Annotated in this window: 14 protein-coding genes; 8 read left to right on the forward strand and 6 right to left on the reverse strand. The window is 29.2% G+C overall.

Annotated features, from left to right (window positions below):
• The first annotated feature begins 235 nt into the window (after positions 1-235).
• From CALAG_RS00855 to CALAG_RS00870, 4 genes are all read left to right on the forward strand, one after another.
• Positions 236-1,642 carry an APC family permease gene (locus tag CALAG_RS00855; RefSeq protein WP_015231862.1) on the forward strand — a complete coding sequence of 469 codons (1,407 nt, stop codon included), beginning with the start codon at positions 236-238 and terminating at the stop codon, positions 1,640-1,642.
• Positions 1,643-2,468: 826 nt separating this feature from the next.
• Complete coding sequence (locus CALAG_RS08065; RefSeq protein ID WP_048816643.1) at positions 2,469-3,125, forward strand: YeeE/YedE thiosulfate transporter family protein; 657 nt, start codon at positions 2,469-2,471, stop codon at positions 3,123-3,125.
• A 20-nt stretch (positions 3,126-3,145) separates the two neighbouring features.
• On the forward strand, positions 3,146-3,883 hold the full coding sequence (locus CALAG_RS08070) for a YeeE/YedE thiosulfate transporter family protein (protein WP_048816644.1): 738 nt from the start codon (positions 3,146-3,148) through the stop codon (positions 3,881-3,883).
• Between the two features lie 7 nt (positions 3,884-3,890).
• Positions 3,891-4,124: a sulfurtransferase TusA family protein gene (locus CALAG_RS00870; RefSeq protein WP_015231863.1), complete on the forward strand. Its 234-nt coding sequence runs from the start codon at positions 3,891-3,893 to the stop codon at positions 4,122-4,124.
• A 482-nt stretch (positions 4,125-4,606) separates the two neighbouring features.
• Here the strand turns inward: CALAG_RS00870 and CALAG_RS00875 are convergent, their stop codons facing one another.
• Positions 4,607-5,845, reverse strand: coding sequence for a M20 family metallopeptidase (locus CALAG_RS00875; RefSeq protein ID WP_015231864.1), 1,239 nt, complete (start codon positions 5,843-5,845; stop codon positions 4,607-4,609).
• Positions 5,846-6,727: a P1 family peptidase gene (locus tag CALAG_RS00880; protein ID WP_015231865.1), complete on the reverse strand. Its 882-nt coding sequence runs from the start codon at positions 6,725-6,727 to the stop codon at positions 5,846-5,848.
• 445 nt (positions 6,728-7,172) lie between these two features.
• On the opposite strand from CALAG_RS00880, the gene CALAG_RS00885 reads away from it, so the two are divergent.
• Positions 7,173-7,925 carry a PD-(D/E)XK nuclease family protein gene (locus CALAG_RS00885; protein WP_015231866.1) on the forward strand — a complete coding sequence of 251 codons (753 nt, stop codon included), beginning with the start codon at positions 7,173-7,175 and terminating at the stop codon, positions 7,923-7,925.
• A gap of 237 nt (positions 7,926-8,162) precedes the next feature.
• Here the strand turns inward: CALAG_RS00885 and CALAG_RS00890 are convergent, their stop codons facing one another.
• The 3 genes from CALAG_RS00890 to CALAG_RS00900 form a co-directional block, all read right to left on the reverse strand.
• Positions 8,163-9,452 (reverse strand): MFS transporter, encoded by a 1,290-nt coding sequence (locus tag CALAG_RS00890; protein WP_015231867.1) that lies wholly within the window; start codon positions 9,450-9,452, stop codon positions 8,163-8,165.
• A gap of 98 nt (positions 9,453-9,550) precedes the next feature.
• The gene (locus CALAG_RS00895; RefSeq protein WP_015231868.1) at positions 9,551-11,050 is read right to left on the reverse strand and encodes a CoA-acylating methylmalonate-semialdehyde dehydrogenase; all 1,500 of its coding nucleotides are present in this window, start codon (positions 11,048-11,050) and stop codon (positions 9,551-9,553) included.
• On the reverse strand, positions 11,051-12,397 hold the full coding sequence (locus tag CALAG_RS00900; RefSeq protein WP_015231869.1) for an aminotransferase family protein: 1,347 nt from the start codon (positions 12,395-12,397) through the stop codon (positions 11,051-11,053).
• Positions 12,398-12,833: 436 nt separating this feature from the next.
• On the opposite strand from CALAG_RS00900, the gene CALAG_RS08030 reads away from it, so the two are divergent.
• Genes CALAG_RS08030 through CALAG_RS00910 form a run of 3 tightly spaced genes read left to right on the forward strand, consistent with a single transcriptional unit; the run spans position 12,834 to position 15,051 of the window.
• A complete protein-coding gene (locus CALAG_RS08030) occupies positions 12,834-13,262 on the forward strand; it encodes an ATP-binding cassette domain-containing protein (protein WP_245529245.1) in 429 nt (142 codons plus the stop codon).
• 8 nt (positions 13,263-13,270) lie between these two features.
• The gene (locus CALAG_RS08035) at positions 13,271-13,729 is read left to right on the forward strand and encodes an ATP-binding cassette domain-containing protein (protein ID WP_245529246.1); all 459 of its coding nucleotides are present in this window, start codon (positions 13,271-13,273) and stop codon (positions 13,727-13,729) included.
• A gap of 5 nt (positions 13,730-13,734) precedes the next feature.
• Positions 13,735-15,051, forward strand: coding sequence for an ABC transporter permease (locus CALAG_RS00910; protein WP_015231870.1), 1,317 nt, complete (start codon positions 13,735-13,737; stop codon positions 15,049-15,051).
• On the opposite strand, the gene CALAG_RS00915 is transcribed toward CALAG_RS00910, so the two are convergent.
• The gene (locus CALAG_RS00915) at positions 15,048-15,641 is read right to left on the reverse strand and encodes a tetratricopeptide repeat protein (RefSeq protein WP_015231871.1); all 594 of its coding nucleotides are present in this window, start codon (positions 15,639-15,641) and stop codon (positions 15,048-15,050) included. The genes CALAG_RS00910 and CALAG_RS00915 overlap by 4 nt on opposite strands.
• Between the last annotated feature and the right edge of the window lie 2 nt (positions 15,642-15,643).

The raw sequence follows: 15,643 nt of genomic DNA on the forward strand, positions 1-15,643 counted from the left end.
AGAATATAAAAAATATTTTATATAAATTAACATAAGTTTATTTTTATATTATTACAATCATCAAAAAGATAAAAATTTTTGCAATATATTCATAACAATGTTATTTTGATATTTCATATCACAATATAAATATGTTATAATAAAAATTTATATAGATCTTTTACAACAAGAATTTGCAGAGGTTAATCCCACAGATTTGGGGTGTTAAAATAGTACATTATATTTGGGTGGGATTATGGAAAGCGAGGATAAACTTTTATCACAAAGAAGCAAAGATTTAAAGAAAGGTGTTGTTACTTATGCGGAACTAATTTTTCAGTCTATTTCATTTACAGCCCCAGCGATAGCTGTCACAGCCACAATGACTGGGGCTGCTGCTTTTGCTTATGGTTCTTTACCATTAACATATATCCTTGCACTCTTTGGAATTCTTTCAGCAGGATTTGTTGTATATTCATTTTCTAGAAAAGTTGCCTCTAGCGGGGGATACTACAGATATATTGAACGTGGATTAGGACCGAGACTCGGAGCATTTGGTGGGTGGACGTATATACTATATACAGTAATAGGAGCCACACCTTTCATATATTTTGAAACAGCACTTGCAATCCAATATGGATTACAGGCTTTTGGAATAAATGTACCAAGTTGGTTTTGGTATCCAATTGGGCTTATTGTTGGTATTCTAGCATTTTTGCTAGCATATTCTGGAATTAAAAATTCTCTAAGGTATAGTCTTTATACTGGCACTGCTGAAATACTTTTACTTATTATTGTTGCAATCGTTATATTAATTAGGACTCCAACTCCATTTAATCTTAAGGTTTTCACACCAGCTTATTCTCCTACAGGCTGGAATGGAGTGGCATTGGGTATGGTATTTTCATTTACATCACTTGCCGGATGGGGATCAATGGTATTTCTTGGAGCTGAAGCACGTCAGGCTCATTATAACATAAGAAGAGGTGTTACACTTACTATCTTAATTCTTGGTCTATTATTTTTATTTGAAAGCTATGCAATGACGATAGGATGGGGACCACAAAATATGAGTACATATTTTAACTATTTCCTTCCAGGTCTTGTCTTAGCTCTCAAAGATGGAGGTATTATACTTGCAGCAATTCTTTTTATATTCTTGATAAATAGTGGTTTTGTTGATACTTTAGCAATAATAAATGCAGGGTCAAGGGATTTGTATACTATGTCAAAAGATGGTCTTTTGCCTGATAAATTATCAGATACACATCCAAAATATAAAAGTCCGCATATTGCGCTTATAGTAAACACTTTGGTAGGCGTTATTTTATTTACTATAACCGGATGGCTATTTGGCCCACTAAATGGATTTCTTATAACAGGGATTTGGACTGGTACAGGTACACTGATCGAGCATATCCTTGTAAATACTTCACTACCACTTTATTTCAGAAAGCATAAAGAACTACGTTGGACTTATATAACAATACCATTAATTTCTACTGCTTTGTATATCTTTGCAATCTATGGTTCATTTCTATCAATAAATTATTATATATTAATTGGAACATTCTCCATGGTTGCATGGTTAGTTGCTGGTGCGATAATATATTCATTTAAAAAGAATATAAAAATAAGGCTTGAGGAAAACGAAGAACTTTGAATAAATGCTATTAAAAAATTATCTAACATTGATTATTATTTTTGCTTCAACATTTATAAAGACTAAAAATAATGAGATGGTGAGAAGTTTGAAAAAGATAAGCTTAAGATAATATATTTTTTAATTCTAAAATAATCAGATAGCTATACGACAATAAATTGAGTGATGAGTCATTGTAATTTCGTCTTTAACAAAACGAATTCATATATTAATAAATGTGAATTATTTTAATTAAAATTTATATTTTCTATAATAAATATAAAATATCAATATTTATAATCTTATTCCAAATTACGGAATAAGCCAAATATGAGATTGAGTTTATAGGTATTTTAATAATTATTTTATGTCATTAGATGTCTGATTTAGGTACTATATATTATTAAAAAAGCCAAAATTTAATACTGTTCAATAAACCATAATAGATATTTTATAAAAAATAATCATAGCAGATGCAATAAATAACAATAATCTTAAATGTTTTCCCATAATTAAAATAACTATTCCCCACATGAAAAATTTTTTAAAATTTTCGTTTTTAATATTTTCCAATTAAGACTACTATGTTATATATTTTTAACAAACTACCAACTCTTAATTTATTAATGTTATTAAGAAGGATCAAAAAATTTGGGCTAATATATAAATGGAGTTACTAAAGGATTATAAGAAAATTATATATAAACGCATGATAAATAAAAAAATTTTCAAAATATTTAAGTGTTTACTTAATTAGTATTTAATTATTTGTTGGTAGGTTTTATATAAAGAGAAAAATCAAATATTTATATATTTCTCTATGTATATAAAGAAAACGGTGAGTAATTTGGGTCCATTACCCTTATTAAATTACCCTGTTTGGGTTATAGGCGTATTTTATGGGCTTCTTGGAATAATTGGAGGTATGTTAGCTGCAAAATATACCTATTGTATAGTTGTTGCAACTCATCAAGTTATGGGATTGAAATATAGTAAGGTTTATGAAATGATATTAACTGGTATAGGGGTTTCTGCATTAGCCGTTGGTATTTTGACCGCATCAAAAATTGTTCCTTTTATTGATGCATATTATTTTATGCCTGGTGCTGGATGGTATACTTTATTAGGCTCATTTATATTTGGATTTGGAATAATGTTAGGTAATGGATGTATGTTTGGTATGCTATGGAAATCAGGTGTTGGATATGTTGTTAATTGGTTTGAAATATTAGGGATGATGTTAGGAACATTTATATTTGCATACCCAATATTCAACGGATTAAATTTAAACAAATGGTGGCATACAACAGGCTTTTTAAGTATAGCAAATGGAAATCCACTTAATTTTATTCCATATACATTAGGAAAATCTAGCATCTCTGCATTATTTATGGGTATAGTATTTTTTATCGTAATTCTGATCCCTTCATTATGGATGAGAAAAAATAGAAAAGAATTTGAGATAAATATAAGGGAAAAATTTATGAATCTCCTTATTTTTTAGGAACAGTATTTGGATTAATTATGGTAGCATCATTTATATTTGCAGCAGGTCACTTCTTTAATTATTTAGGTGTAACAACACCTGTAGGATTATTTACAGAGTATTTGTTGTATCCCTTTGGAGTTAATTTAGCACATAATGATATAAATTGGTATTCAACAACCCCAATAATAAGTGCATTTACATTCTTTATTCTTATGATTATTATTGGAGCTTTTATATATACCAGTTTAACTGGCACATTTGAAATTAAATTACCAAGCAAAACAACTAATCGTGTGGCTGAAATCATAATCGCCTTTGCAGGAGGAATAATCTTAGCAATTGGAGCAAGAATAGCCCAAGGATGCAGTGTAGGAGGCTTTTGGTCAGGATTAACAGGATTATCAATCTTTGGAGTTATATTTACTATTGGAATGATACCGGGAACAATAGCAGGTTATTATACTTATGTTAATTTAAGCAGCTGGGCCTCATCATTAAAGAAATCAAAAAATGTATCATCAGATTCATCTTCAAAAATTGATAATGCTCTTTCTAAATATAGAAATATTTTAAACTTAGTCTTTGGAGTTGTTATTGGTTTAATATTGATCGGAATTTCACTTGAATTGCCGGGCTTAAACGCTAATGCTGCGCAAACATTAAAAACACAAGTATTAGCTCAATATCAGACTGTATTATTAGCTTGGGGGATATTTGTAATTATAATTAGTTTTTTGATTGTTGGTATTAGAAGTTATGTTTTAAGGAGGTGATATGTGTATGGCAGATATAGTAGTTGATAGTAAAGGTTTGGCATGCCCTGGGCCTATTACTGAGTTAATTAAAGCATATAAGAAAGCAAAAAATGGAGATAGAATAATATTGTATGCAACAGATCCTGGAGTAAAAGCTGATTCAAAAGCATGGTGTGAAAGAACTAAAAACAAGCTAGTTAACATAGAGGAAGAAAATGGTACCTACAAGGTTACTATAGAAATCATAAATAAAAAATAACCTATTAAGCAACTTTAGTGAAAATCAACTATCTTTTTTTTAATACAATTAATCAATTAATAATGTGTTCTCATTTATATTATTAATTCTGTTAAAAATAATTTAAATTGATACTAAGAATGGATTTTAACTGAATTATCTTATTATATGGTTATACTAAGAAATCAATATTTTAATGGCAGCTATCATGATGTATTTTAGTAGTATTATATAGTGAAATCAAATCAAATTTTGAAAAACGGAAACTATTGTATATGAATTATCATCAAAGTAATAGTATTCCGACTTAATATAAATTAGTTAATATAATGTTTAATTTAAATAAATCAACAAAAATATGTATTCTAATGATAACCTTAAATAAATATTAAAATATTTAATAAAAAATATCTATTTTCATTATATTTTCTTGAAAACTAATTTATTTAATCTGTATTAATCGCAAATAAGATAAATAGAATAATTTAATCTATACTCCTTTTTCATTTATTTAAAAATTCTTTTAAAAACAATGATATTACTTTTGTTGATTTTATTAAATCCTCAACATAAACATATTCATCTGTTGCATGAGCTAATTCTAATAAACCTGGCCCATAATTAAACGATTCGATTCCTTTATTATATATAAACCTTATATCAAATGTGCCTGGAGATAAAACAATTGATGGATTTACATTATAAACTTCTTTAATCTTTTCTGAAATAATCTTAACTCCATTATCAACAGGAAACATTATATTATCTACCTCATAATAAGGTAAAAATTCAATTTTAATCCCCTTACATTCATTTTCAGTATATTTTATTATTTCATTTACTTCATTTCTAGCAAATTCCAAGGTCTCTTCAGGTATTAATCTTCTTACATAAGAAAATGTTAGGAAATCAGCAACTGTGTTCATCCATTCTCCACCATTTATTGTTCCCACTAAATAAGATGGTCTTTTTGCCTCTTCAGGAATTATTGGATATTTAGAAATGGTTTTCGATCTTTTATCTGCAATTTCATAAATGTAATTAATTATTTTTGAAGCACATCTTATAACATCTAATCCTTTTTGTGGAAAACCACCATGAGATTTTTTACCATATAAATTAAATGTTCCCCATAATGCACCTCTGTGACCTATTCCAATATTAGTTGGATTTAATGGCTCAGTGAAAATTAAATAATTTAAATTTTCTTTATTAATAAAACCTTTTTCTACTAAATAATAAGTCCCTGCATTTTTGTTTCCAACAGTTTCTTCATCTGGTACAATAAATTGTCTTATCGTAATTTTATCTTTTATATTATTCATAATTTTTAATGCTTCTACTGCAAAAATTTGAGATGCAATACCAGATTTCATATCTGATGATCCTCTTCCATAAATCTTACCTTCTTCTATAGTAGCATTATATGGATCGTGAGACCACCCTTTTCCAGCAGGAACAACATCATAGTGGGAATTAAATCCTATTTTAACACCTTTATTTCCATAATTTGCAATTATATTTGGTCTTCTTCCGCTACCATATTTAACTAATTCTTTTAATTCTTCTTTAGGCTCAACAATTTTTATATTATAATCTAAAGATATTAAAAAATCATACATATAATCAACAAATTTTTCATAATTCAATCCTGGAGGATTTTCTGTAGGTATATTAATAATTTTTATTAAAAAATTTATCATGTCTTTCTTTATCTCGTCTATTGCCTCATCTATATCCATTTAACCTCCCCATATAGATAAAACACTCTTAGATGCTATATCTTCAACTAAACCTCTTATAGTATCAATATCTTCTTCAACTTCATTTGTTGTAACAGAGAAAACGACATCTCCATCTAAAGATAGTCCTATTGGTCTTATTCTTCTAGAAATTCCTAGATAAGCAGATTTTGCAATTAATTTCATTTCTTCTACAGATGCTTTTATGTTAGTCATTACTATGGATACTGTCGTATTAATAGAAGAATTCTTCATTAACTTTTTCTTTAAAATTTCTTGAGAAGGTATAATTTTTCCATTCATATTAACTCCAGCTATTATTTCCCCTTTTTCATTAATTATTTCCCCTATTGCATTTACAACAGTTAAAACCCCTATTTCTACTTTTCCGAATCCTTCTTTATAATAACCTTGACCACTTTTCATCATGTATTCTAATCCCATAAGTTTTCCAACAGTCGCACCCTTTCCTGCCCAATAGTTCCCTATCTTAACATCTTGACTCATGTTTTTATAGCATTTAATCCCCCATGTTTCATCTGGTAAGATATTGTTATAATAAAAATCAAATATTACAGCTGAAGGAACTATTGGAACAATTATATTATTAATTTTAAATCCTATGTTATCTTTTCTTAAGGAGTCAACAATTCCCTCAACTGCCTTTAATCCATAGATGCTTCTTCCAACGATAGATATTGCATTAACCTCATGGTTTTTCCTTTTCTCTAAATCAATAACCTCTGTATCTCTAGTTCCTGGGGAGCCTCCTGCGACGTAAACGCTTGCTACATTTTCTTTCATAGGAAAAACTGCTGTTATTCCAGACTTTGCATTATCATCATCATACCCGCATATTTTAAAACCATCAACTATTTTCAACTTTATCACCTGAACCATGTACTTAGGGTGAAGTGCTTACTTTTTCTTTTGTTTCAAATATTTAATTCAAAGAATAAATTCTTAAGTAAGACGTTATTTATTAAGATTCCATAAAATAATATTGATTTACGTAACAAAGAATTAAGAGTTATTTAAAATAAATTTTATAGCATTAAAAAACGTTAAGATATATAATAATTGGTAATCAAACAATACATTAAATGAAACCACAATATTTGTTTTATTAAAACAAATTTGTAATATGCGTTTTTATCTAATCTCTTTTAAATTTTTGCATCATTTTGAATCATTAAGGTATTTATAATCATAACTTATTTATAATCATCTAGCTCATATTTCTAACATTATATTTTTAGGAAATCTAAATTATGGACTTAATAATCATTTATTAGGATTTCTTAACAAATAATAATTGGTGTATTAATTGGCTAATGAATCTAAAATTGATCTAAAAAAAGAAATAATAAGGTTATTGAAAGAGGATGAAAATTTTCGCTATGAAGTAGTAGGTCTTATAGGAATAGAGGAGATGATTAAAAGATTAGAAAAAAATACTGAAGAAATTGTTAGCCTAAGGGCTGAGACTAACAAACTAAGACAAGATGTAAATCTTTTGATCGAAGAGATGAATAAGTTAAGAGAGGAGACTAATAGCCTAAGGGCTGAGACTAACAAACTAAGACAAGATGTAAATCTTTTGATCGAAGAGATGAATAAGTTAAGAGAGGAGACTAATAGCCTAAGGGCTGAAACTAACAAACTAAGACAAGAAATGATGAGAGGATTTGAATCTATGGACATCCGTTTAACAGCATTAGGAGCGAGATGGGGAGTTTATACCGAAGATACTGTAAAAAATCTTCTTAAAGGAGTGCTTGAAAAAGAACTTAATTATAAAATAGAAAAGTGGGTATATAATGATTCCCAAGGAGTTGTATATGGCTATCCTTCCATTATAGAAATAGATATGGCAATAATTGGTGACAAAATTTTGCTTATAGAATTTTCGTCTCATATTAAAAGATCAGATCCTTTTACTTTCAAAAAGAAAGCGGAGCTCTTTGAAAAGACAACGGGAAAGAAAGCATCAAGGCTTATTATTGCTACACCTTATATAGATCAAGATGCAGAAAACGCATGTCAAATTTTAGGAATAGAAGTATATTCTAAGTTTTAAGAAATATAAAAATTAAATTTCGTATTATTCAATATATTAATGGCTTTATATTAGATTAAAAAATGGGACGGCTCTCATTAAGGTGTAAGGCTTGGAAGATTTTTGCCTATAAATATAATGATTCATTTATTTTATTTCCTCGAAGGTTATGGTATAAATTTGATTCATTTATAGAAAATTATTGTTAAAGGTATTTTTTATATTTACATACTTAAAATTCTTCAACACCAACAATTTTTATTCGTATATCAAATCTTTATTTATTTTTCTCCCCCAAGTTTCTTGAGCTAATATTATGCCTATTAGCATTATTGCCGTAAATAAATAAAGAATTATAATCCAAGCATTCAATAACCCTAAATAGGAAATTGCATATATCATGCTTATTGCAAATCCTCCAACTATTGCACCCCCATTATATGTAAAACCAACCCCAGTTGTTCTATATTTTCTACTAAAAATCTCTGAGAGAAAAGCTGGTATAGTTGAAAATATCATAGCTTCAATAAATGCTTGTATAGAAAACAAGGTAACAAAAATTTCGAAATTCCTTGTATAACCGTAAACAATCAGAAAATATGATGTTATAGCAAATAATAGTGCATATATAAGCATTGGGATTTTTCTCCCTCCTATTTTATCTGCAATAAAACCCCCAAACCACACACCAAATAGTGATATCAAATTTATTATCGCAACTCCTATTCCAATTAAAGATTCATCATATTTCAATTCATTCATAACTGAAGGCCAAAATGAAAATGTTGCAGTGTTTACTCCTAGTAAACCAGTGGTTATTAATAAACCTATAATCATTTGCTTTGGAGAATATTTAAATAGTGATTTTAATGGAACTCTTTCTATTTCATTCTTTCCTTTCATTTCTTCAAATATTTTAGTTTCCTTGGCAAATAATCTCATTAAAAAAGCGATCAAACCAGGAATTAAAGCCGTTGCAAATAAAATTCTCCAACCAATAGTTGAGAATGCTTTACCAGTTACTAATGATATACCAGTTAATACTAATGATACTATAAAATATCCAGTTCCATAACCGCTTTGTACAAAGCTTCCAACAAATCCCCTTCTTTCCGGAGGAGTACTTTCCATAGCTAATGTAGATCCTCCTCCATATTCCGCTCCTGCAAACATTCCTTCAAAGAATAGTATAATATAAAGTAAGATTGGAGCAATAATACCTACTTGATTATAACTAGGTAAGATGCTTTTTGATGCAGATAAAAAAGAAAATCCAAGAATTGTTGTAATTAGCATGTTTTTTCTTCCAAGTTTATCACCCAAGTAATTTCCGAAAACTAAAGATCCAATGGACCTTGCTAATGCGCCAACACCAAAACCCGCAAATGTTAAAACAATACCCGCAACCTTTAATGATGGAGGAAAGAAAACCGTTGAAATAGTTAAACCAACTAATGCATAACCTATTGTTGTGTATCCATCTAATAACCATCCTAACCATGCTGATAATACTTCAATCCATTGCTGTTTGTTTAAGCCATAGACCATTATTTTCCCCGTCATTTTCATTGGGTAACTATAGCTAATTTCATTTACTTGGTTTAATTCAATAAAATTTAAGTATTTATGAAATTATCTTTTAAATTTTATTTTAGAGTTGTTGGAGTTTCTTTTTCTTTTTCGGAATAACCAAACCACCTGTTTATGATAATCTTCCTTTCAGTATAGAACATTATATGGTCTTCTCCTCCTTGGGCATGAAGCATTCCAAAAAATGAATCCTTCATCCCTCCAAATGGATAGTATCCTAATGGAGCAGCAATTCCTATATTAATACCTATATTCCCAGCATTAACCTCATTGGCAAATCTTCTAGCATAATAACCACTTTCAGTAAATATTGACCCAGCATTTCCATATTTTGAGCTATTAATGATATTCAATGCCTCATCAAAATTATCCACAACGATAACTGATGCAACTGGGCCAAAAATTTCTTCTTTTATTAATTTTGAGTCTAGAGGGACTTCATCGAATATTGTTGGACCTAAGAAAAATCCTTTTTTATATTTTTCTGGAACTTTATCGCTTCCATCTATTATAAGTTTTATTTTATTCTCTTTTCCATAATCTATATAACTTTTAACTTTTTGCCTGTGTTCTTCCCTAATTAAGGGCCCCATATCAACATCTTTATCTAAACCATATCCAAGTCTAATTTTTGAAGAAGCTCTTGCAAACTCACTTACTACCTTATCATGATTTTCTTTAAATGTAATTAATACAGAGTTTGCTAAACACCTTTCACCTGCATTACCAAAGAAAGAGCTAATCAAGTTTGGTATTGTTTGAGATAAATTCGCATCTGGCATTACAATTGCAAAATTCTTTGCAGATCCATTAGCAATTACTCTTTTATAGCTTTCAGATGCTTTTTTATACACATATTGGGCAACACCTGTTGTACCAACAAAACCAACTCCTTTTATTTCCTTGCTATCAAGCAGTCTATTTACTACATCAGATCCACCATTAATTATATTTATTACTCCTTCAGGAAATCCTGCTTTCCTTATTAATTCGCCAACAAGTTCCATCGATAAAGGTGTTTTCTCTGAAGGTTTTACAATTACAGTATTTCCTGTTGCAACCGCATATGGAACAAACCAAAAAGGCACCATTAATGGAAAATTAAATGGGGATATTATCGCAAACACTCCTATAGGAACCCTTATCATAAATTCATCAATATTTGTTGCTATTTCGGTATTATTTTTCCCCATCATATGATAAACTTCTGCAGATGCTGCCTCAATATTTTCAAGTGTTCTTATCACATCTCCTTTTGATTCATTAAATATTTTCCCATGCTCATTTGTAGTAGTTTTAGCTATTTCATCAATATTGTTTTGAATTAGTTCATGAAGTCTAAATAAGTATTTGATCCTTTCAGTAACAGGTACCTTGCTCCACCTTTCAAATGCGTTAACTGAGCTTTCTATTGCTCTATCTATTTCTTCTCTCGGTGTTTCAGGGACCCTTGCTATTACTTCACCAAATGCTGGATTATATACATCATAATATTTATCAGATATTGCTTCATGATATGCGTTATCAATGAAATTTTTTACTATATGTAATTCCATTTATTCCACCTCCTTATCGGATTCATATAAAGCTTCATCAATTGCATCCAGTCCATTTTCAAGTTCTTCCTTAGTTATTATTAATGGTGGAGCAATTATTAAATGAGATACCCATGTGTTTACGTAAACACCTTTTTCTAATGCCTTTCTTGCTACTTTATCAACAACTAGCTGTTTTCCTTCAATTTTTTCATTATATGTGTTAAATGGTGTTTTCTTTTCCTTATTTTTAACAAGTTCAATTGCAGCAAACAAACCTATATATCTCACATCTCCAACAGATTTGTGTTTTTCTTTAAATTCCTCCAGCCTCTTGCCTAATTCAATGCTTAATGATTTTGCATTTTCAACAAGCTTCTTCTCTTTATATTCTTTAATAGCTGCAACCGCTGCGGCTAATCCCAATGGATGTGCCTCATAAGTATGACCATGTGCAAAATAATTGTCTTCAAAATAATCCGATATTTCTTTATTTACAGCTGTTAAAGACAATGGGAAATAAGCACCAGTTATACCTTTGGCCGTAGTTAAAATATCAGGCTTTATTCCAAAATGGTTAACTGCAAACCACTCTCCTGTTCTTCCCCAACCAGTCATAACTTCATCTGCTACAAATATTGCATCGTTTTCTTCTGTAATCTTTTTTAATTCTCTTAAGTAATCTTTTGGAGGTACTATTACACCATTCGTCCCTATAACCGGTTCAACAAAAATTCCGCCTATGTTACCCTCATTTTTAAAAACATATTCTGCATATTTTACACATGCTAAGTTACATTCCGGATATTTTAGATTAAATGGACATCTATAACAATATGGTGGAGGAATATGGTAGAAACCTGGTGATCTTTCAAATGAATCAACAGCAATTCTCCTAAAATCTCCAGTTAACTGTATGCTTCCGCTTGTTGATCCATGATAAGAATTATAATATGATAATATTTTTGTTTTTCCTTCTTTTCCTTTTATCATTCTTATAATCTTAATTGCAGCTTCATTTGCTTCCGTGCCAGACGTTGCAAAGAAATATTTTACAAGATTTTCAGGTAAAACTGATTTTAATTCTTTTGCAATTTCATCTTTAATAGGTGTATTAAAAGAAGGGGAAACATATGCAACCTTATTCATTTGCTCTATCATAGCAGAAATAACTCTCTTATTTTTATGACCTAAGTTTGAGCACATTAATTGAGAAGAAAAATCAAGTATTTTTCTATTATCATTTGTATATATGTAAGAACCCTCAGCATCAACTATTGTTATTGGGTTAAAACCTTTTTGTTTTCTCCATGTAGCAAAAAGAGAATAACTAAAATCCTTATTAAGTTTAACGCTATAATCTTGCATTTTCCCACCTAATTCAAACTAATTTTATATTGTTTATTTAAAAGCTATAAATTTTTTATAATAAATTTAATCAAACAAATATTTTTAAGTTAATAATATAAAGTATTTTAAAAGCAACTAAATAAAAATAATTTGGTCTAACATGGAACAAAATGAAATAAATATCTTGATAAGCCTTTTTTAATTTAAGGCTAGATTGCATTTATTGGTCAAAATTCAAATAAATTAGAAAAACTTAAGAAAAATATATCGGAAATGTTAATTTTCTAAAAACTTTTTTATTGATATTTGCTATTATTTTTTATAAAAACCAATTGATGTTATATGATTTATGAATTAAGAAAAATATTAGAAACAAATAATTTATACATTTTCAATAGTTATATCTAAAGAAAAACTTTTAACTTGGTGAAAAAACTTTTTATTTGGTGAAAAAATGATTGAAATAAAAAACATAATCAAATATTATAAGAATTTCAAAGCGCTTGATGATGTTTCATTTAATGTTAATAACGGAGAACTCGTTGGATTTGTTGGTATTAATGGAGCAGGTAAAACAACAACTATTAAAATTTCAACTGGTATCTTAAGACCAACAATGGGTACAGTATATATTGATGGTTTTGATATTAATAAGGAAAAGGTTGAAGCGTCAAAAAGAATTGGTTGGGTGCCTGAAATACCAATATTTGAAGAAAACTTCAAGGCAATTGATTACTTTAAATATATAGCAGGCTATTATGGAATAAAAGGTAAAGACGCAGAAGAACTTGGAAAAAAGCTATTTGAAGAAACGGGCATATTAGATGCTAAGGATAAAAAATTGAAGGGTTTTTCACAAGGTATGAAAAAAGATTTGCATTAGCTGTTTCAATGATTGGAAATCCAACCAATTATCTTTTTGATGAGGTATTAAATGGTTTAGACCCACAAGGTATTGTTTTCTTTAGGGATTTTGCAAATAAAGCAAAGAAAGATAATAAAGCAGTCCTCTTCTCATCTCACATCTTAAGCGAAGTGCAAAATATTGCTGATAGAGTTGTAATTATACACAAAGGAAAAATTTTAGCAGTAAAGAAAATGGAAGATGTCATAAATGAATCAAAAAGAGCAATAAAAGTTGTTATATCAAATCCAGATAGCAAATTGGATTCATTGCTACGAAAGTTTGGAGAATTTACTAAAGTAAACAATGATACATTCGAAATTAAAGGTGATATAAACGCTGAAGAAATTAATGAGCTCTTAGTTAAATCAGGTTATAAAATAAGTAGAATTGAGCAAATTGGAGGTTTAGAAGAATATTTCTTAAATCTTATCAAGGATAGGTGATAAAAATGAGTCAGGCTATGATATATGATATGAAAAGGACAATAACAAAGCCTTTAGTAATTATACTTATAATTGGTTTGGTTGCTGCAGGAATAGGTGTTGCATATCTTGAAGTAAGAGCATTATCTGCTCAATCTTCTAGCTATTCCGTTGTATATGCTATGGGAATTGCAAATAATGGTACAAAAATTATAGCATTAGCAATAAACCCTCAAGGAAATGCAATAGGTAATGCTAAAGTCTTAATAAATAATAGCTGGTATGTTACAAATTCCAGCGGATACTTAACAATAAATCAACCTAATGGAACGGGTTTTACATTTACAAATCCTACAACAATTCAAATAAATGGGGTAAATTATACTGCAACTCTATCAATGGTGTCTCTTACTGGTGTTAATTTAAAAGAAAAAACAGCCATTATTTATGTAGGAACTACAACATTTCCAATAAATGGGGTAAACCAAAATAATATTACATATAGGGTCTACTTTGCTCAAGAAAGCTTAACTAGATTTGAAAGAGGGATTTCATCAAATTTAAACTATACTTATATCGGTAACATTACTGGATTTACAATAGCCAAATTCAATGTTAAAATAAATGTTAATGAGCCTGTTATATTTGTTAGGCTAGAACCGATGGGAACAGCATATAAATTAGGAAACATGACATTTACAACAACATCATCTACTCTTGAAGTTCCTGACCTTCAGAAAACCGCTATAACAACAGCTTCATATGTTTTTGCAGAATTCTTCCCACTAGTAGGTTTGTTCTTGGTAAATGAAATGTTTGCAAGCCTTAGGGCAAATGGAGCAATAGACTTTATTGCATCAAGGCCTATAACAAGAAAACAATTATTAGTCTCTAGATATATTGGGGGAACTTTTGCCTTAATCGTTGGATCTTTAATTACATCATTATTAATACCAATAACCGTTTCTTATCTCATGGGGACAAGTGTTTCATTAAATACAATTGGTAAAATGTTTGGAATGCTTTTAGTAGATACGATTGGATTTTATTCTCTTCTCTATTTAATTTCCTCATCAATAAGAAAAGATTTTATACCAATAGGCATAGTATTATATCTTATTTTATATTTATTCAACATATTTAATATTGTAGCATTGTTTACAGGCATTTTTGATTTAATGTATGTTACTCCCTATGGATTATATGAGGTTGTTATGGGTGGAATTAATCTTGGATTTAGCGCATCTGCAAATAATCTTATTGTTTCCATATCAGGCATTTTATGGATTATAGTACCAATAATTCTAGCAATAATAATTTATGATAAAAATGATTTACCTTAATCCCTACATGCAATCAAAGATGGATCATCTTTTATTTTATTAATTAATTTCTCAATATAATCTTTAACCCATCCATTTGATTCTCCATATGCTTGATATAGCATTAATTTTCCCTCACATTCTCTTTTCTTATATGGGCTTAATTTAACTATTTTATAATAATTTTCAAGTGCTTCTTTACCTCTCTTTTTATTTCCAATTTTGTTAGACGCCATTGAAAGGGATAACCAAGAATAAGCATACCCTGGATCTTCTTTAACAGCTTTTTCGAAAAGTCTATATGATAAATCATATTTTCCAAGCTTAAATGCACACCAACCTCCCCATAAGTAAGATTTTCTTTTATCTTTATCAAAATTGTTTAAGTAGAGTTCCAATGCTATCCTATAAGCTTTTATGCTTTCTTCTTTTTTTCCTGTCCTTTCAAGACATATTGCATAACCATGCCATAGTCCTGCTAAATTTAAATCAGTGCTTCTTTTATTACTAACCATGTTAATAAGCATCCTGTAGGTTTCTTCGCAATAATTCCACTTCATCATACATAACATAGATTCCGCTACTTTATACAATGTTTCTGTCTCATCCATAT

Origin of the sequence: Caldisphaera lagunensis DSM 15908 (genome assembly GCF_000317795.1) — an archaeon.
Lineage (GTDB): Archaea > Thermoproteota > Thermoprotei_A > Sulfolobales > Acidilobaceae > Caldisphaera > Caldisphaera lagunensis.

Coding starts and splice junctions, on each gene's coding strand:
- CALAG_RS00870 (WP_015231863.1), top strand. CDS start 3,891: ATGGCAGATATAGTAGTTGATAGTAAAGGTTTGGCATGCCCTGGGCCT.
- CALAG_RS08035 (WP_245529246.1), top strand. CDS start 13,271: ATGATTGGAAATCCAACCAATTATCTTTTTGATGAGGTATTAAATGGT.
- CALAG_RS00910 (WP_015231870.1), top strand. CDS start 13,735: ATGAGTCAGGCTATGATATATGATATGAAAAGGACAATAACAAAGCCT.
- CALAG_RS00900 (WP_015231869.1), bottom strand. CDS start 12,397: ATGCAAGATTATAGCGTTAAACTTAATAAGGATTTTAGTTATTCTCTT.
- CALAG_RS00855 (WP_015231862.1), top strand. CDS start 236: ATGGAAAGCGAGGATAAACTTTTATCACAAAGAAGCAAAGATTTAAAG.
- CALAG_RS00895 (WP_015231868.1), bottom strand. CDS start 11,050: ATGGAATTACATATAGTAAAAAATTTCATTGATAACGCATATCATGAA.
- CALAG_RS08070 (WP_048816644.1), top strand. CDS start 3,146: ATGGTAGCATCATTTATATTTGCAGCAGGTCACTTCTTTAATTATTTA.
- CALAG_RS00875 (WP_015231864.1), bottom strand. CDS start 5,845: ATGGATATAGATGAGGCAATAGACGAGATAAAGAAAGACATGATAAAT.
- CALAG_RS00890 (WP_015231867.1), bottom strand. CDS start 9,452: ATGGTCTATGGCTTAAACAAACAGCAATGGATTGAAGTATTATCAGCA.
- CALAG_RS00915 (WP_015231871.1), bottom strand. CDS start 15,641: ATGGATGAGACAGAAACATTGTATAAAGTAGCGGAATCTATGTTATGT.
- CALAG_RS08030 (WP_245529245.1), top strand. CDS start 12,834: ATGATTGAAATAAAAAACATAATCAAATATTATAAGAATTTCAAAGCG.